At 71.9% G+C, this 15,776-nt stretch carries 18 protein-coding genes; 7 read left to right on the top strand and 11 right to left on the bottom strand.

All coding sequences use genetic code 11. From position 1 onward, the window contains the following. Positions 1–141: 141 nt before the first annotated feature. The 4 genes from ACZ4WZ_RS10265 to ACZ4WZ_RS10250 all read right to left on the bottom strand — a co-directional run bounded on the left by ACZ4WZ_RS10265 (position 142) and on the right by ACZ4WZ_RS10250 (position 4,309). Positions 142–1,443, bottom strand: a complete 1,302-nt coding sequence (locus ACZ4WZ_RS10265) for a hypothetical protein (protein WP_467887694.1) — start codon at positions 1,441–1,443, stop codon at positions 142–144. After that, on the bottom strand, positions 1,433–1,978 hold the full coding sequence (locus ACZ4WZ_RS10260; protein ID WP_467887691.1) for a DUF6114 domain-containing protein: 546 nt from the start codon (positions 1,976–1,978) through the stop codon (positions 1,433–1,435). The genes ACZ4WZ_RS10265 and ACZ4WZ_RS10260 overlap by 11 nt, the downstream gene beginning before the upstream one ends. 111 nt (positions 1,979–2,089) lie before the next feature. Then, a complete protein-coding gene (locus tag ACZ4WZ_RS10255; protein WP_467887688.1) occupies positions 2,090–2,731 on the bottom strand; it encodes a DUF6230 family protein in 642 nt (213 codons plus the stop codon). Between the two features lie 585 nt (positions 2,732–3,316). Beyond that, positions 3,317–4,309 (bottom strand): tetratricopeptide repeat protein, encoded by a 993-nt coding sequence (locus ACZ4WZ_RS10250; protein ID WP_467887686.1) that lies wholly within the window; start codon positions 4,307–4,309, stop codon positions 3,317–3,319. A 258-nt stretch (positions 4,310–4,567) separates the two neighbouring features. On the opposite strand from ACZ4WZ_RS10250, the gene ACZ4WZ_RS10245 reads away from it, so the two are divergent. Continuing rightward, positions 4,568–5,206 (top strand): TetR/AcrR family transcriptional regulator, encoded by a 639-nt coding sequence (locus tag ACZ4WZ_RS10245; RefSeq protein ID WP_467887683.1) that lies wholly within the window; start codon positions 4,568–4,570, stop codon positions 5,204–5,206. Between the two features lie 98 nt (positions 5,207–5,304). Here ACZ4WZ_RS10245 and ACZ4WZ_RS10240 read toward each other — a convergent pair whose 3' ends face one another. The 4 genes from ACZ4WZ_RS10240 to ACZ4WZ_RS10225 form a co-directional block, all read right to left on the bottom strand. Continuing rightward, entirely contained in the window at positions 5,305–7,005 is a 1,701-nt protein-coding gene (locus ACZ4WZ_RS10240; protein WP_007266635.1) for an acyl-CoA mutase large subunit family protein, read from the bottom strand. A 154-nt stretch (positions 7,006–7,159) separates the two neighbouring features. Then, on the bottom strand, positions 7,160–7,489 hold the full coding sequence (locus tag ACZ4WZ_RS10235; RefSeq protein WP_467887680.1) for a DUF3817 domain-containing protein: 330 nt from the start codon (positions 7,487–7,489) through the stop codon (positions 7,160–7,162). Positions 7,490–7,548: 59 nt separating this feature from the next. Continuing rightward, positions 7,549–8,058: a MarR family winged helix-turn-helix transcriptional regulator gene (locus ACZ4WZ_RS10230; RefSeq protein WP_467887678.1), complete on the bottom strand. Its 510-nt coding sequence runs from the start codon at positions 8,056–8,058 to the stop codon at positions 7,549–7,551. Between the two features lie 21 nt (positions 8,059–8,079). Then, the gene (locus tag ACZ4WZ_RS10225) at positions 8,080–9,432 is read right to left on the bottom strand and encodes an MFS transporter (RefSeq protein ID WP_467887676.1); all 1,353 of its coding nucleotides are present in this window, start codon (positions 9,430–9,432) and stop codon (positions 8,080–8,082) included. 84 nt (positions 9,433–9,516) lie between these two features. On the opposite strand from ACZ4WZ_RS10225, the gene ACZ4WZ_RS10220 reads away from it, so the two are divergent. Beyond that, a complete protein-coding gene (locus ACZ4WZ_RS10220) occupies positions 9,517–10,521 on the top strand; it encodes an ArsR/SmtB family transcription factor (protein ID WP_467887674.1) in 1,005 nt (334 codons plus the stop codon). 79 nt (positions 10,522–10,600) lie between these two features. On the opposite strand, the gene ACZ4WZ_RS10215 is transcribed toward ACZ4WZ_RS10220, so the two are convergent. Both ACZ4WZ_RS10215 and ACZ4WZ_RS10210 read right to left on the bottom strand, forming a co-directional pair. Further along, entirely contained in the window at positions 10,601–10,897 is a 297-nt protein-coding gene (locus ACZ4WZ_RS10215) for an MTH1187 family thiamine-binding protein (protein WP_467887672.1), read from the bottom strand. Next, complete coding sequence (locus tag ACZ4WZ_RS10210) at positions 10,894–11,238, bottom strand: DUF3817 domain-containing protein (protein ID WP_388939785.1); 345 nt, start codon at positions 11,236–11,238, stop codon at positions 10,894–10,896. The genes ACZ4WZ_RS10215 and ACZ4WZ_RS10210 overlap by 4 nt, the downstream gene beginning before the upstream one ends. 160 nt (positions 11,239–11,398) lie before the next feature. On the opposite strand from ACZ4WZ_RS10210, the gene ACZ4WZ_RS10205 reads away from it, so the two are divergent. The 5 genes from ACZ4WZ_RS10205 (at position 11,399) to ACZ4WZ_RS10185 (ending at position 14,733) form a co-directional block, all read left to right on the top strand. Next, a complete protein-coding gene (locus tag ACZ4WZ_RS10205; protein WP_467887670.1) occupies positions 11,399–12,037 on the top strand; it encodes an AIM24 family protein in 639 nt (212 codons plus the stop codon). Then, a complete protein-coding gene (locus ACZ4WZ_RS10200) occupies positions 12,037–12,687 on the top strand; it encodes an AIM24 family protein (protein ID WP_388939781.1) in 651 nt (216 codons plus the stop codon). The genes ACZ4WZ_RS10205 and ACZ4WZ_RS10200 overlap by 1 nt, the downstream gene beginning before the upstream one ends. Continuing rightward, positions 12,684–13,493 carry an AIM24 family protein gene (locus ACZ4WZ_RS10195; protein ID WP_467887668.1) on the top strand — a complete coding sequence of 270 codons (810 nt, stop codon included), beginning with the start codon at positions 12,684–12,686 and terminating at the stop codon, positions 13,491–13,493. Before ACZ4WZ_RS10200 ends, ACZ4WZ_RS10195 begins: the two co-directional genes overlap by 4 nt. A gap of 85 nt (positions 13,494–13,578) precedes the next feature. Continuing rightward, the gene (locus ACZ4WZ_RS10190) at positions 13,579–14,055 is read left to right on the top strand and encodes a MarR family winged helix-turn-helix transcriptional regulator (RefSeq protein ID WP_388940005.1); all 477 of its coding nucleotides are present in this window, start codon (positions 13,579–13,581) and stop codon (positions 14,053–14,055) included. Positions 14,056–14,175: 120 nt separating this feature from the next. Then, the gene (locus tag ACZ4WZ_RS10185) at positions 14,176–14,733 is read left to right on the top strand and encodes a PepSY domain-containing protein (protein WP_467887665.1); all 558 of its coding nucleotides are present in this window, start codon (positions 14,176–14,178) and stop codon (positions 14,731–14,733) included. 72 nt (positions 14,734–14,805) lie between these two features. Here the strand turns inward: ACZ4WZ_RS10185 and meaB are convergent, their stop codons facing one another. Beyond that, on the bottom strand, positions 14,806–15,768 hold the full coding sequence (meaB, locus tag ACZ4WZ_RS10180) for a methylmalonyl Co-A mutase-associated GTPase MeaB (protein ID WP_467887663.1): 963 nt from the start codon (positions 15,766–15,768) through the stop codon (positions 14,806–14,808). Positions 15,769–15,776: the final 8 nt, after the last annotated feature.

Below are 15,776 nucleotides of genomic sequence, written 5' to 3'. Positions count from 1 at the left end.
ACAGAGGAGGAGACCCAAGAGCAAGGAAGGACTGCGGGGAGGGGGGGGGATTCCGGGGGGCGTTTCCCCCCCCCCCCCCCACGCCGTCTTTTCCCCCCCCCCCCGGGGTCCCCCCCCCACAGCCTGTGCACGGGCGGACCGCTACTCCGGCGGGCCGATGTAGTTCCTCAGGCCCGGGACCGTGAGGTTGCCGCCGAACTGGCCGGCCTGGACGACCTTGACGTTCGTGAAGAACGCGAAGGGGACGTTCAGGGGCGGCGGGGTTTTCGGGGTGAACTCGACCGGGATGAGCCCGAAGAGGTTGCCCTTGAGGCTCTCCGTGTACATCGTCACCTTGCCGCCGCGGATCTGGGACGTGGAGCCCGGGCGCGACTTGAGGTGGGCGACGTTGGGGCCCTTGCCGACGGTCTGGTAGAGGTCCTTGATGTCCAGCGAGTCCGCCGTGAACTTCAGGACCTTCTTGATCTTGCCGCCCGCCGTCTTCACCTCCACGATGCCCTCGTAGTCGAGGCCGTAGAGGGTCAGCAGCGAGCTGTCCAGGTACCAGGGCTCGTCCGGCAGGAGCGGGATCCCCGGTTCCAGCTTGGCGTTGGCGAAGGCCTCGGCGTCGAAGGTCGGGCAGGGGAAGGGCTGCTTCCCGTCCGGGTCCGTCGTCGCCGACGTCGTCGGGGAGGGGCTCGGCGAGGCCTTGTCCCCGTCCTTCTGCGCGTCCTTGGGCGTCTTGCCCGTCTCGTCCTTCGGCTTGGTGGCCGTGTCCTTGACGTCCTGGGGCAGTTCCTCGACCGTGGCGCCGGCCTTCTTCGCCGCGTCGCGGATGGCGTCGGCGGCGGGGTCCTTGGCCGGGGTGGGCGGGGTGGGCGCGGGCGCCGGGGTGGCCGGCTTCGTCGCGTCCTGGAGGGGCTTGCCGAGGCCGTCCACGAGGTCCTTGAGGGCGTTGCCGACGCCCAGCGGGTCCAGCGGGTTGACCGGCTTCGTGGCCGTGGCCGTGGCCGACGGGGACGGGGAGGCGCTCGTCGACGGCTGCTTCGGCGTCTTCGGGACCTCGGGCTGCCGGGCCGACGGGGACGCCGAGGGGCTGACCGCCGGCTTCGGGGCCTTGCTCGCGCCCGGCGAGGGACTCGCACCGGCCGAAGGCGACGCCGAGGCCGAAGGCGACGGCGAGCCCGACGTGGACGTCGACGGACTGGGCGTCGGCTCGTCGGAGCGGGTCACGCACGGGCCGGGGGCGAAGGGGATGTCCTTCTCGTCGGCCAGTGCCAGCTTCGGGGCCATGCCCATCCCGACGAACACGGCCGTCGGCATCGCCGCGAGCGCCATCGTCTTGCCGACGGGTATCTGGAGCTTGTTCAGCAGCGACTTCCTGGGCGCCGCGTGGCGCGGGCCCCTTCTCTCACGGGACTCCGCTCCGGGGGTCACGCCCCGCTGCGTCTCATCACCCCGCACTGTTCCTCCCGCCATCGGCGTGGGCAGTCGTCTCGGTCGCGTACACCGTTTCCGTGTCGCGGGGACCCGGGAATCCGTGGAACGGGTCCCCCTTCTGCGCCTCGGGGAGCTCGGGCTCTTCCTCCTCCGCCGGAGCACCCGGCGCCCAGGCCAGCGCGAGGCATCCGCCGATCATGGAGGTGAGGAAACCGATGAAGAAGCCGCCGAGGTTGGACTTCGGGATCGACACCAGGGCCAGCAGGATCGCGGCGACACCCGCGAAGACGCGGATGCCCTGTTGGAACCAGAGGCCGAGGCCCAGCGTGATCAGCAGGACGCCGAGGATCAGCGACACGGATCCGGAGGTCGTCGCCATCGCGAGGCTGACGTTGGCCAGCCGGATGTCCGCGAACGGGAAGTAGATGATCGGCACTCCGCCGAGGAGCGTGAACAGTCCGGCCCAGAAAGGACGGGCACCTCGCCAGGCACGGAAGCGGTGGCGCATGACAGTGAGCCAGTGATCGTCTGCGGCGTGAACCGGGGCCTGGGGGTTCATGGACAACAGCTCCCTGGAAACGGTGGTACGGAGAACTCTGTGGAGCCCGGCCGGGCGCGCGGCGACGGCTGCCGCCGCGCGCCCGGCCGGCCGGTCACATCCGGGACGGGACTACTTCTCGTCCTGGTAGCACGGCTGGTTGCCGCTGAGCAGGCGCAGCTTGAGGTCGGGCAGCGTGAAGGTGCCCGCCGTCGTCGCCCACGCCTTCTGGCGGACGTTCGTCAGCGTGGCCTTCTTGGCCCGCTGCGAGAACAGCCCTGCGTCCGCCACCGTGCCGGGGACCGGCTTGGTGGTGTGGCTTCCGTCGCCGACCGCGACACCGATGTCGAGCTGGTCGAACTTGGCGTCCGCGTCCAGCTCGGCGACGTCGAGGTAGATGTTCTCCGCGACGGCCGGACGGCCCTTGTTGCCCGTGCGCAGCTGCAGGGTGATGGGGCCGATCGGAGTCGGCGTCACCAGCGACTGGCACATGTTGGTGATCTCGGCACGGCTGAAGCCGGAGATCGTGACCGGGTGCTTGGTCTTCTCCTTGGAGCCGAGCTGGGCACCCTCGGCCAGGCTGCCGTACTGGATCAGGTTGTCACCGACCAGCTGGTCGGCCGACACCTTGAAGTCCTGGCCCGAGACGCTGAAGGACGCCGCCAGGGCGCCCTGCGCCAGACCCACACCGACCGCGGCGGTGGCCGCGATGCTCGGCACCATGACGAGCGCGAAGCGCTTCCATCTGGTTCCGCCACGCACCTGAGAACTCATCTTGTTCCTCCTTCTCGGACGTACATCTCCGGTCCGGGCCGGGAGGCCCGTCCTGGGATGGGAGAAGTGCTACGTCCTCGGGAAGGAGCGCAGGCGGCCGAGCCGCGGCGCAGCCGCGTCCGTACACCGGCGTTCACCCCCGAGCGACAACCACTGGGCCACGCGTTCGCGCAACCTGGAGGACAGGCTCCGCCGGTGTGGCGGAGACCCCCCTGTCCACGGCCGGTGCCACTGTCACCGGCCGGCCCGGTGGGGACCCTCCGCCGCGGTTCCGGGTGAGCGGCTCCGCGGGAAGGACCGAGCGTCGCCGATCGTGGTGCATTCCCGGCCGGGGCACAAGGGGGGTCGTTACTGGCGGGTAACGGCTGGATAACCGGAGTCTTGCCGGGTGCCGTCACGCGGGCACGCTGGGTGTCACCCGGGGCCACGACAGAAGGGAGGAAGAGCGAACCAACCGGACAGTTCACGGGGTTCGATTTACTGCGAGTAACAGCGGCCGCGATTGCCAAGATTTGGCAAAGCGCGGCCGCTGTTTATCTCCGTGTCAACAAATCGCCGGGGGCGGCGGACGCCGCCGGAGTACGGCTAGAAGAGCACCCGGGCCAGCGCCGTACGGGCCGCCGAGACCCGCGGGTCGTCGGTCCCGATCACCTCGAACAGCTCCAGCAGCCGGACCCGAACGGCGTCCCGCTCGTCACCGAAGGTGACCCGTACGGTGTCCACCAGGCGCGAGAAGGCGTCCTCCACGTGTCCGCCCGCCAGATCCAGGTCGGCCGCCGCCATCTGAGCGGCCGGGTCCTTGGGGTTCGCGGCCGCCTCGGCGCGCACCGCCTGCGGGTCCATGTGCTGCACTCGGGACAGCAGCTCGGCCTGGGCCAGGCCCAGCTTCGCCTCGGTGTTGCCCGGGTCGTCGGCCAGTACGTTCTTGTACGCCTGGACGGCGCCGCCCAGGTCACCCGCGTCCAGCGCCACGACGGCCGCCTCCAGCAGCGCGTCGTACGGACCGGCCGGCACCTCGGCGGGGGCCGCCGGGGCACCCTCGGCCCCGGGGTCGACCTGGAGGCCGACGAGACCGAAGCGCTCCTCGGCGACCTGGACGAGCTGGGCGAGGGTCTCGCGGATCTGCTGCTCGGGCGCCACGCCCTGGAACAGCGGCAGCACCTGGCCGGCGACCACGGCGAAGACGGCCGGGATCCCCTGGATGCCGAACTGCTGCATCAGCATCTGGTTGGCGTCGACGTCGATCTTCGCCAGGACGAAGCGGCCGCCGGCCTCGACGGTGAGGCGCTCCAGCAGCGGGCCGAGCTGCTTGCACGGCTCGCACCACTCGGCCCAGAAGTCGAGGACGACCGGGACCTCGTGGGAAAGCTGGATCACGTCACGCTCGAAGCCCGCCTCGGCTACGTCGAAGACGAGGGCGGACGCCGGCACGGCACCGCCGGGCGCGCCGGGAGCGCCGCCGCCGGCCTGTCGGGCCGCGTCCTTGCGCGCCTGCTCGGCCTTGGCCTTGGCCTCGCCGGCCGCCTTCACAGCGGCGAGGTCGACGACGCCGCTCATGGACATGTTTCTGGGCTGCATGCGTACATCCTCCCCCCTGTGCGCGCGCCGACGAAAAGGATCCCGAAAGATCGTCCTGCGATGTTCCTCGAGCGTTGGTCGTTGTGCGTCGTGCCCCGTTCGGCGCCGGGTCCCCACCTGGCGCCAGTAGCTTCGCGTGGTTGTCGCTCTTACGCTACGAGCCGTAGCGTAACTCCCCCGGCGCCCGCGTGCTCCGTGATCTGAACCACACCGAAAGGGCTCCCGCCGGTTCCCCTACCGACGGGTATGGTCTCGGCCATGCGCAACCCCAGCCCCGGCGCCAGCGCCCCGCACGGCCGCACCGGCCGCCCCCGCAGTGCGGCGGCGGACGCCGCGATCCTCGCGGCGACCCGGGACGCGCTGGTGGAGCTGGGCTGGTCGAAGCTGACGATGGGGGACGTCTCGGCCCGCGCCGGCGTCGCGAAGACCACCCTCTACCGGCGCTGGGCGGGCAAGAACGAGCTGGTCGTGGACGCGGTCGCGGAACTCTTCGACGCGCTGGAGCTCCCGGACCGGGGCTCGCTCGAAGCCGACATCGAGGACGTGGTGCTCCAGTTCGCGCGGCTGCTGCGGCGCCCGGAGGCCCGGACGGCGCTGATGGCCGTGGTCGCGGAGTCCACCCGGGACGAGGCGCTGCGGGACCGGATCCGGTCGGCGATCGTGGACCGGCAGAAACGTCTCGTCGTACTGGGCCGCGAACGCGCCCAGGCCCGGGGCGAGCTTCCCCCCGAGGAGGACGTCTCCCTGGCCGGCCAGACCACCGACCTGATCTTCGACGTGATCGCGGGCACGGTGGTGCACCGGGCACTGGTGAGCTGCGAGCCGGTGGACGAGCTGTGGGCGTCCGCCTTCACGGCCCTCCTGATGCACGGCCTCCAGGGCGCGGCCCACGCCTGAGCGCGCGGCGCGTCGCAATCTTCCCCGGAAAGGGGGAAGGCCGGTCGTGCCCGCCGCCGCGTCGGCGGGTACGACCGGCCTCCGCCGGGCCGCGGGGCCTAGAAGCCCGGGGGCTCGGTGTAGACGCCCCACTCATCGCGCAGGACGTTGCAGATCTCGCCGAGCGTGGCCTCGGCGCGTACCGCGTCCAGCATGGCGGGGATCATGTTCGACCCGTCCCGGGCGGCGTCCAGCATCGCCTTCAGCGCGGCCGTCACCTTGGCGTCGTCGCGGCGCTCCTTGCGGGCGGCGAGGACGCGGACCTGCTCGCGCTCCACCTCGTGGCTGACCCGGAGGATCTCCAGGTCGCCGGTGACGGAGCCGTGGTGGACGTTGACGCCGACGACCCGCTTGTCGCCCTTCTCCAGCGAGCGCTGGTACTGGAAGGCCGACTCGGCGATCTCGCCGGTGAACCAGCCGTCCTCGATGCCGCGCAGGATGCCGGAGGTGATGGGGCCGATGGGGTGCCGGCCGTCGGGGTGGGCGCGCAGGCCGCGCTCCTTGATCTGCTCGAAGATCTTCTCGGCGTCGGCCTCGATGCGGTCGGTGAGCTGCTCGACGTACCAGGAACCGCCCAGCGGGTCGGCCACGTTGGCGACGCCGGTCTCCTCCATCAGCACCTGCTGCGTGCGCAGCGCGATCTCGGCGGCCTGCTCGCTGGGGAGGGCGAGGGTCTCGTCGAGGGCGTTGGTGTGCAGGGAGTTGGTGCCGCCGAGGACGGCGGCGAGGGCCTCGACGGCGGTGCGTACGACGTTGTTGTACGGCTGCTGCGCGGTGAGGGAGACGCCGGCCGTCTGGGTGTGGAAGCGCAGCCACATGGCCTTGTCCGACTTCGCCCCGTAGACCTCCTTCATCCAGCGGGCCCAGATGCGGCGGGCGGCGCGGAACTTGGCGATCTCCTCGAAGAAGTCGAGGTGCGCGTCGAAGAAGAAGGAGAGGCCGGAGGCGAAGTGGTCCACGTCGAGGCCGCGGGAGAGGCCGAGTTCCACGTAGCCGAAACCGTCGGCCAGCGTGTAGGCGAGCTCCTGCGCGGCCGTCGCCCCGGCCTCGCGGATGTGGTAGCCGGAGACGGAGAGCGGCTTGTAGGCGGGGATGCCGTTCGCGCAGTACTCCATGAGGTCGCCGATGAGGCGCAGGTGCGGCTCGGGTTCGAAGAGCCACTCCTTCTGGGCGATGTACTCCTTGAAGATGTCCGTCTGGAGGGTGCCGTTGAGCACGGCCGGGTCGACCCCCTGGCGCTCGGCGGCGACCAGGTACATGCAGAAGGCGGGCACGGCGGGGCCGCTGATGGTCATCGAGGTGGTGACGTCGCCGAGCGGGATGTCCTTGAAGAGGACCTCCATGTCGGCGGCGGAGTCTATGGCCACGCCGCAGTGGCCCACTTCTCCGAGCGAGCGCGGGTCGTCGGAGTCGCGCCCCATCAGGGTCGGCATGTCGAAGGCGACGGAGAGCCCGCCGCCGCCGGCGGCCAGGATCATCTTGTAGCGCTCGTTGGTCTGCTCGGCGTTGCCGAAGCCGGCGAACTGGCGGATGGTCCAGGTCCGGCCGCGGTAGCCGGTGGCGTGCAGACCCCGGGTGAAGGGGTACTCCCCGGGCCAGCCGATGCGCTCGAACCCCTCGTACGAGTCGCCGGGGCGGGGCCCGTAGACGGGGTCGACGTCATCTCCGGAGAGCGTCGTGAAATCGGCCTCGCGCTTGCGGGCCTTGTCGTACCGGGCCTGCCAGCGACGGCGGCCCTCCTCGATGGCGTCAGCGTCCATACCCGTGAATTTACTAGGACGTCCTAGTAAATGTCGATGGGAAACCCCGGGGAGTCTCCCCGGGGGGTCCGGCTCCATCGGAGCCCCAGGCGGGCTCAGGCCGGGCCGAGGCCTTCGCCGAGGCCCCGCCGCAGCCCTTCGCCCAGGCCCCGGCTCAGGCCTTCGCGGTCGCCAGACCGTCGCTGACCAGCGGCTCGACCTCGGCGCGGATGCCGCGCTCGACGAAGAAGGCGGCCAGCGGGATGGTCCCCGACACCAGCACCCACAGCAGCTTGCCGAAGGGCCACTTCGCCTTGGAGCCCAGGTCGAAGGCGAAGACGAGGTAGATCATGAAGAGCACGCCGTGGACCTGCGAGACCGCGAAGGTCAGGCCGGCCCCGGTGTCGAAGCCGTACTTCGCCACCATGCAGGCACAGAGGATCAGGAGCATGACCGCGGTCACGTAGGCCATGACGCGGTAGCGGGTCAGCACGCTTCGTTTCATGCCGTCGAGCGTAACCGTCCGTTTTGCGCGATCTTGACGCGGGCCCGGCTCCGGGTGCCTCAGTTCTCCTCGAAGTCCGCGGCGGCCACCCGCAGCGGGCGCAGCAGCGCGAAGATCTCCGCGCACTCCTCCGCGTCGTACACGCCGAGTCCGAAGTCGATCGCCATCAGGTCCTTGGTCGCCGCCTCGACGACCTCCCGGCCCTTGGCCGTGATCGACGCGAGCGTGCCGCGGCCGTCCTGCGGATTGGGGCGCTTGTCCACCAGGCCCGACCTCACCAGCCGGTCCACGGTGTTCGTCACCGAGGTCGGGTGGACCATCAGGCGCTCGCCGATCTTCGACATCGGCAGCTCGCCCGCCTGGGAGAAGGTCAGCAGCACGAGCGCCTCGTACCGGGCGAAGGTCAGCCCGTAGGGCTTCACCACCGCGTCCACCTCGGCGAGCAGGATCTGGTGCGCGCGCATGATGGAGGTGATCGCCGCCATGGACGGCACGGGACCCCAGCGCTGCCGCCAGAGCTCGTCGGCGCGGGCGATGGGGTCGAAGGGAAGGCTGAGCGGCTTGGGCACCCACCAGACCCTACCGGGCGGTCATTTGACCGCGAGTCCCGTCTCATCCCTCGACCGCCGGACCCCGGCGAGGAGCGTTACGACGACCGCCGTGCCGAGCAGGCCGGCGCCGGTGACCACCACGTGCGCCGGGAAGAACTCGGCGGCGGCCCCGGCGAGCGCCATGCCGACGCCCTGGAAGGTCATCAGCCCGGTGCTCAGCAGGGTCATCGCCCGTCCGCGCAGCTCGTCGGGTACGGCGTCCACGTACATCCGGTCGAGCCCGAGGGTGTAGGCGTGCGCCAGCCCTGCCGCCAACAGCACCACGAGGACCACCGCCGGGCCGGGGCGGAGGGCGAACAGCAGCAGCGGGAGCAGGGCCGTGGCGGCCAGCGGCGCCGTGATCCGCGAACGCGTTCGGGCGGTGAGCGCCGACCCGGCCCAGAGTTCACCCGCGACGGTGCCGACGGGCAGCGCGCACATCAGCACCCCGAGGGTGACGGTCCCCGCCCCGATGTCCTCGGTGTACGGGGCGAGCAGCGCCTCCGGTACGACGGCGAAGGCGGGCGGCAGCCAGCACAGCAGCGTGAGCGTGCGCAGCCGGCGCTCCCCGAGCACGGCGCGCAGCCCGCCGAGCGGGGATTCCCGTACGCCGGCGGAACCGCGGGCGGGGCGGGCCCGGGTGCCCAGGCGCAGCAGCAGCGCGGACGCCAGGAACCCGGTGGCGGTCAGCGCGAGGGCGGTGCGCGGGGACACGGCGGCCAGCAGCAGGCCGCCGAGGCCGAAGCCCACGAGCTGGGCGCTCTGCGCGACCATGCGCAGCAGCGAGCGGCCGAGTACGAAGGCCTCGCCGGTCCCGACGATGTCCGCCAGGGAGGCGCTGCGGGCGCCCTGGAAGAGGGGCGCGACGAAGGCCATGGCGCAGCGGAGTACGAGGATCCCCGCGACGGGCGTCCCCGGCCAGACCATGGCCGCCGCGCAGCCGGCGCAGAGCAGGTCGCAGCCGACCAGCACCCGGCGGGCGGGGTACCGGTCGGCGAGCGGGGCGAGGAGGGTGCCGCCGAGGGCGTGGGGGAGGAAGCCGAGGGCGAAGGTGAGCGCGCTCATCAGGGGCGAGCCGGTGGCCCGGTAGACGAGGACGGTGAGGGAGATCTCGGCGATGACGACGCCGAGGAGCGAGAGCAGGTGCGCGGCGAACACGGCACGGAACTCGCGGACGCGGAACACGGGCCGGTAGCCGGTGGCGGCCGCCGCGGTGGCACCCCCGGCCCCGGCGGCCGGCGGCGTGGCTGCCGGGCGGGGCGGCGGCCCGGGATCCCCAGGGGCGTTGGCGGGGGCGGCCGGAGGTGCGGCCCGGCCGGCGGCGGGGACCGGGGCTTCGTTGTCGGTCGGCATGCTCCGCAGCCTCCCGGGACTAGGCTGGCGGGCCCAGAGATTCGGTCCGGCCCGAATCCGAGGCCGGCCGGGAGGCGGCACCGCATGGCGTTCCACTTCCGCTTCGGACCGGCCGACCTGCTCCGGTGCCGGTTCGCGATCTCCCCGCGCTGGGAGACGCAGGAGGCCGTGCGGGTCCTGCTGCGGCCGCAGCGGCAGGCGTACCACCTGCCCTGGCTGAGCGGGATCCGCTCCGCCGCGGCCGGTCTGGACCTGCGGCCGCTGTGGCTGCTGATGCCGCGCGCGGGGCACAACCCGGACCTGCTCAGCCCTCCGCCGGCCGGGCCGTCCGTCACCTTCGAGGAGGAGCTGGACCGGGTGCGGGCGGCGGCCGGCGACCCGGACGCCGCACGTGAGGACCTGCGCAGGGCCCTGGTGTGCACCCCGGGGGCCGCGGAGAGCGACATCGGGCGCCGGATGCTGGCGGACCCGGCGCGGGCGGTGCGGGAGCTGGCCGATCTGTACGAGCGGGCCTGGGAGGTGCTGATCGCCCCGCACTGGCCCCGGCTGCGGGCCCTGCTGGAGGCCGATGTCCTGTTCCACTCGCGCCGGCTGGCGGCGGGCGGGCTCCAGGCCCTGTTCGACGGGCTCCACCCGGACCTGCGGTGGTCCGGGGAGGACCAGACCCTGACCCTCGAGCGGCCGTCCCACCACGACCGCGAGCTGGGCGGGCAGGGGCTGCTGCTCATGCCCAGCGCCTTCGTCTGGCCGGAGGCGGTCGGCGGCTACGACCCCCCGTGGCAGCCGACGCTGGTGTATCCGGCCCGTGGCATCGGCGCGCTGTGGGCGGCGGCGGCCGGTCCGGCTCCGCGCGCCCTGGCCGGGCTGCTGGGGCGGACCCGGGCGGAGGTGCTCTGCGCCCTGCGCGAGCCCGCCTCGACCACGGCCCTCGCGCACCGGCTGGGCCTGGCCCCCTCGACGGTGTCGGCGCACCTGAAGGCCCTGCGGGCGGCGGGGCTGCTGCTGCCGTGCCGTCAGGGCCACCAGGTCCTGTACGAGCGCACCCCGCTGGGGATCGCCCTCGTCTCGGGCGGCGCCCCCGCGGGCTGACCCCCGGCGGCCGGAGCGCGCGGAGCACCCCTCGCCGGCCGGCGGGGGCGCTCTTCGCACGGGTTGCCGCGGCGGCGGTTCAGGCTCCGGAGAGGTGCCGTTCCACCGTCTCGACCTTCGAGGTGATGCCGTCGGTGACGCCGGGCCGGATGTCGGCCTTGAGGATGAAGGAGACCCGGGGTGCCCTCGCCTCCACGGCGGCCACCGCGCGGCGCACTACGTCCATGACCTCGTCCCACTCGCCCTCGACGGTGGTGAACATGGCGTCGGTGCGGTTGGGCAGCCCCGATTCGCGCACGACGCGGACCGCTTCGGCCACGTACGCGCCGACCTCTTCACCGACCCCGAGCGGGGTCACCGAGAACGCGACGATCACGCGTCCGCCGCCTGGCGCGCGCGGGCGGCGATGACGCCGTCGGCCTCGTCGCGCTTGAGCAGCTTGTCGCCGTACAGGCCGCCGAAGGGCAGCAGCGCGAGCACGAAGAACAGGGCGACCTTCTTGACCGGCCACTTCGCCTTGTGCCAGACGTCCAGCAGGAAGATCGCGTAGATGACGAAGAGGATGCCGTGCAGGATGCCCAGCGGCATCATCAGGTAGTCGATGTCCGATACCCGGCTCAGCAGCGAGCCGAAGATCAGCAGAGCCGGGAACGACAGCGCCTCCGGGACGGAGATGAGGCGCAGCCGGTGCAGGGCGGAAGCGGTCTTGATGTCCACGTGGAACCTTCGGGGCCGGGTACCTGGGGTCGGTCCAGTGTCTCAGCCGCTCCCGGCGATCTTTCCGCGGGGCCCGGGATCCGCCGAAGCCCGGCGATTGTGGCGGATATCGTCCTCGGGGCCCTGTTCGCCCCCGCCCGGTGCCGATACCTTCATCCCCGTGGCTCAGTTCAGACTCCAAGGCAGCAAGGTGCTCGCCGTCGACCTGACCGGTGACGCCGTGAAAGCGAAGAACGGCGCCATGGTCGCGTACGACGGTCAGATGGCCTTCAAGAAGATGACCGGCGGCGGCGAAGGCCTCCGCGGAATGGTGACCCGCCGGCTGACCGGCGAACAGATGACCGTGATGGAGGTGCAGGGGCACGGCACCTGCTACTTCGCCGACCGCGCGAGCGAGATCAACCTCGTCAGCCTGCGCGGCGAGAAGCTCTACGTCGAGTCCAGCAACCTGCTGTGCACCGACGCGGGGCTGCGCACCGGCACGACCTTCACCGGTCTGCGCGGCGCCACCACGGGCAACGGGCTCTTCACGACGACCGTCGAGGGCTCCGGCCAGGCGGCGATCGTGTCCGACGGACCGGCGGTGGTGCTGCGCGTCAGCGCCCAGTACCCGCTCTCGGTCGACCCGGGGGCGTACATCGCGCACACCGGCAACCTCCAGCAGTCCTTCCAGTCCGGGGTGAACTTCCGCACCCTGATCGGCGAGGGCTCCGGCGAGGCGTTCCAGATCCGCTTCGAGGGCGAGGGCCTGGTGTACGTCCAGCCCAGCGAGCGCAACACCGTCGGGGGTGACATCTGATGCCGTTCCGCGAGATCAACTCGAAGATGGTCGAGGCGCAGGTGGTTCCCGGCCAGAAGATGTACAGCCAGCGCGGCGCGATGCTCGCCTACCGGGGCGAGGTCTCCTTCACCCCGAGCATCACCGGCGGCCAGGGCGGCGTCATGGGCATGATCGGGCGCCGGGTGGCGAACGAGCAGACCCCGCTGATGACGGTCGAGGGCAGCGGCACCGTGATGTTCGGCCACGGCGGCCACCACATCCAGGTGATCAACCTTTCCGGCGAGACCCTCTACGTCGAGGCCGACCGGCTGCTCGCCTTCGACGGCACGCTCCAGCAGGGCACCATGTTCATGGGCTCGCAGGGCGGCGTCATGGGGATGGTGCGCGGCCAGGTGACCGGCCAGGGCCTGTTCACCACCACCCTGAAGGGCCACGGCGCGGTCGCCGTGATGGCCCACGGCGGAGTCATCGAGCTCCCCATCACCCCGAACCGGCCGGTCCACGTCGACCCCCAGGCGTACGTGGCCCACCATGGGGACGTCAGGAACAAGCTCTCCACCGCGCTCGGCTGGCGGGACATGGTGGGGCGCGGCTCGGGCGAGGCGTTCCAGCTGGAGCTGTCCGGCCAGGGAGCCGTGTTCGTACAGGCCTCGGAGGAGAAGCTGTGAACTTTGGCCCCGTGAACCCGGGCCCCGGCGGCCCGACGGTGTTCGATCCGCACAGCCTGCCGTCCGACGACAACGTGAACGCGTACACCTTCTGCGTGGAGCTCAAGGGGAGCCAGTGGTTCCTGCAGAAGGGCAAGATGATCGCCTACTACGGGCGCATCGAGTTCAACGGCATCGGCAGCGGCCGCTTCGACCGGCTGCTGCGCACCAGCTTCCATTCGCCGCTGCACGCCGGTGACTGGGTGGTGGCCGAGGGCCAGGGCAAGATGCTGCTGGCCGACCGGGCCTTCGACGTGAACTCGTACGACCTGGACAACGGCAACCTGACCATCCGGTCGGGGAACCTGCTGGCGTACGAGCCCTCGCTGGCCCTCAAGCAGTCGATCGTCCCGGGTTTCCTGACGCTGATCGGAACCGGGAAGTTCGTGGCGGCGTCCAACGGTCCGGTGGTGTTCATGGAGCCGCCGCTGCGCGTGGACCCGCAGGCGCTGGTGGGCTGGGCCGACTGCCCCTCGCCCTGCCACCACTACGACCACGGCTACATGTCGGGCGTGATGGGCGGACTCCGCTCGCTGACCGGCATCGGCGGCGCCTCGGGCGAGGAGCACCAGTTCGAGTTCGTCGGGGCGGGCACGGTGCTGCTGCAGTCGACGGAGCTGCTGATGGCGGAGCAGTCGGTCGGCGCGGTGGGCGCCGGGGCGGCCACGGGCAACACCCAGGGCGTTCCGGGGGCCGGCCAGAGCCCGCTGGGCGTGCCGCGGATGCCGGGCCAGCTGGGTGATCTCCAGCGGCGGTTCGGGCTGTGATGCCCCTGGAGCCGCGCCACCCGAGCCGATCTTCCTATTTTTGTACGTAATTCAACTTCTTAGGTAGAGTTCTTTCATGGAGACGATGGAGACCGAGACGGCCACCCGCTGGCTCACCGACGCCGAACAGTGCGCCTGGCGCACCCACCTGGACGTCAGCAAACTGCTGATGCACCAGCTGGAAAAGGATCTCCAGCCCTTCGGACTCACCATCAACGACTACGAGATCCTCGTGAACCTCTCGGAGTCGGAAGGCCTGCGGATGCGCATGAGCGACCTGGCCACCGCCACGCTCCAGTCCAAGAGCCGGCTCTCCCACCAGATCACCCGCATGGAGACCGCGGGCCTGGTCCGCCGGGTGAACTGCGAGTCCGACCGCCGCGGCCTGTACGCGGTCCTCACGGACGAGGGCATGGAGACCATGCGCAAGGTCGCCCCGCACCACGTGGCGTCCGTACGGGAGCACTTCATCGACCTGCTGCCGCCGGAGGCCCTGCAGGCGCTGCGCGATTCGCTGCGCCCCGTCGCGGAGCACCTGCGCGGCAACCGCGGCAAGATCTGAGCCCCGTCCGCCCGGCGTGCCGTGCCGGGCGGACGACCGCACAATGGACGGGAACGCTCGCTGCCGGCCCGCCCGCCCGCAGGGCAACCGCAGGCGCCACGGCCGGCCTGAGGAGGTCCCATGAAGCGCACCCTGTACGTTTCCGCGGCCGCGTCCGTCGTCCTGATGGTCGCGGGCCCCGCGAGCGCCGCGTCGGCCGCCGTGGCCGCCGAGGCGTCGCAAGCCGTCCCGGCGTCCGCCCTGGCCCGGGTGGACGCGACCGCCGAGAAGGCCGCCGAGGCGGCGCTGAAGGCGCATCCGGGCGTCGTCGAGTCGATCGACCGCGACGACGACGTCTGGCAGATCGACGTGATCGGCAAGGACGGCAGCCACACCGACGTCGAGGTGAACGTCGCCAGCGGCGCCGTCACCCACGAGGAAACCGACGACGAGAAGAACCTCGAGGAGAACCGCGCCCTGCTCGCCGCGAAGGTCACCGCCCAGCAGGCCATGAAGACGGCCCTCGCGGCACATCCGGGCCAGGCCTGGTCCGTGAACTGGGACGACGACGATGACGACGGGCGCGCCCCCTACTGGGACGTCGAGGTCAAGACGTCCGGCGACAAGACCCAGAACGTCCACGTCGACAGCATGACCGGAAAGGTCATCTCCGCCAAGCAGAACGGCGAGGACCACTGACCCGACGGAACGGACGCACCGGACGGGGGCGCCGCGGCGTGCGGCGCCCCCGTCCCTGCCGTCGCGGGCCGGTCAGCCCTCGGTCAGGCTCTCCAGCAGCGCGTCCGCGGCCGCGTACGGGTCGAGCTCGCCGGCCGCCACCCGGGCGGCGAGCGCGTCCAGGTGCGCGTCACCGCGCAGGTCGGCCAGGCGCCCCCGCAGTGCGGTGATCGCGATGGTCTCCACCTCCCGCGCCGCCCGCGCCGCCCGGCGCCCGGCCAGCACCCCGCGCTCGTCCATCCACGCCCGGTGCTTCTCCAGCGCCTCGACCAGCTCGTCGATGCCCTGCCCGCGCGCCGCGACCGTCTTGACGATCGGCGGCCGCCAGTCGCCGGGACCCCGGGTCTCGCCCAGGCCCAGCATGTGGTTCAGCTCCCGGGCGGTGGCGTCCGCGCCGTCCCGGTCGGCCTTGTTCACCACGTACACGTCGCCGATCTCCAGGATCCCGGCCTTCGCGGCCTGGATCCCGTCGCCCATGCCCGGAGCCAGCAGCACCACCGAGGTGTCGGCCTGCGAGGCGATCTCCACCTCGGACTGACCGACCCCGACCGTCTCGACCAGGATCACGTCGCAGCCGGCCGCGTCCAGCACCCGGATCGCCTGCGGCGCCGCCCAGGCGAGACCGCCCAGGTGCCCCCGCGTGGCCATGGAGCGGATGTAGACCCCCGGGTCGGAGGCGTGGTCCGACATCCGGACCCGGTCGCCGAGCAGCGCCCCGCCCGAGAAGGGCGAGGACGGGTCGACCGCGAGCACGCCGACCCGCTTGCCGGCGGCGCGGTAGGCCGAGACCAGGGCCGAGGTCGAGGTCGACTTGCCGACACCCGGGGAACCGGTCAGCCCGACCACGTACGCGCCGCCCGTCAGCGGTGCCAGGGCGGCCATCACCTCGCGCAGTTGCGGGGACGCCCCCTCGACCAGTGAGATCAGCCGGGCCACGGCCCGCGGCCGGCCCTCGCGGGCCTGTGCCACCAGCGTGGGGACGTCCACCGTCGCCATACGGGCAC

The sequence above is a fragment of the Streptomyces sp. NPDC029122 genome (assembly GCF_055569445.1).
Note: the sequence above shows the minus strand (reverse complement) of the source record. Positions and strands in the feature narration are given on the sequence as shown.

Coding starts and splice junctions, on each gene's coding strand:
- ACZ4WZ_RS10260 (WP_467887691.1), bottom strand. CDS start 1,978: ATGAACCCCCAGGCCCCGGTTCACGCCGCAGACGATCACTGGCTCACT.
- ACZ4WZ_RS10255 (WP_467887688.1), bottom strand. CDS start 2,731: ATGAGTTCTCAGGTGCGTGGCGGAACCAGATGGAAGCGCTTCGCGCTC.
- ACZ4WZ_RS10250 (WP_467887686.1), bottom strand. CDS start 4,309: ATGCAGCCCAGAAACATGTCCATGAGCGGCGTCGTCGACCTCGCCGCT.
- ACZ4WZ_RS10245 (WP_467887683.1), top strand. CDS start 4,568: ATGCGCAACCCCAGCCCCGGCGCCAGCGCCCCGCACGGCCGCACCGGC.
- ACZ4WZ_RS10240 (WP_007266635.1), bottom strand. CDS start 7,005: ATGGACGCTGACGCCATCGAGGAGGGCCGCCGTCGCTGGCAGGCCCGG.
- ACZ4WZ_RS10235 (WP_467887680.1), bottom strand. CDS start 7,489: ATGAAACGAAGCGTGCTGACCCGCTACCGCGTCATGGCCTACGTGACC.
- ACZ4WZ_RS10225 (WP_467887676.1), bottom strand. CDS start 9,432: ATGCCGACCGACAACGAAGCCCCGGTCCCCGCCGCCGGCCGGGCCGCA.
- ACZ4WZ_RS10220 (WP_467887674.1), top strand. CDS start 9,517: ATGGCGTTCCACTTCCGCTTCGGACCGGCCGACCTGCTCCGGTGCCGG.
- ACZ4WZ_RS10200 (WP_388939781.1), top strand. CDS start 12,037: ATGCCGTTCCGCGAGATCAACTCGAAGATGGTCGAGGCGCAGGTGGTT.
- ACZ4WZ_RS10190 (WP_388940005.1), top strand. CDS start 13,579: ATGGAGACCGAGACGGCCACCCGCTGGCTCACCGACGCCGAACAGTGC.
- ACZ4WZ_RS10185 (WP_467887665.1), top strand. CDS start 14,176: ATGAAGCGCACCCTGTACGTTTCCGCGGCCGCGTCCGTCGTCCTGATG.
- meaB (WP_467887663.1), bottom strand. CDS start 15,768: ATGGCGACGGTGGACGTCCCCACGCTGGTGGCACAGGCCCGCGAGGGC.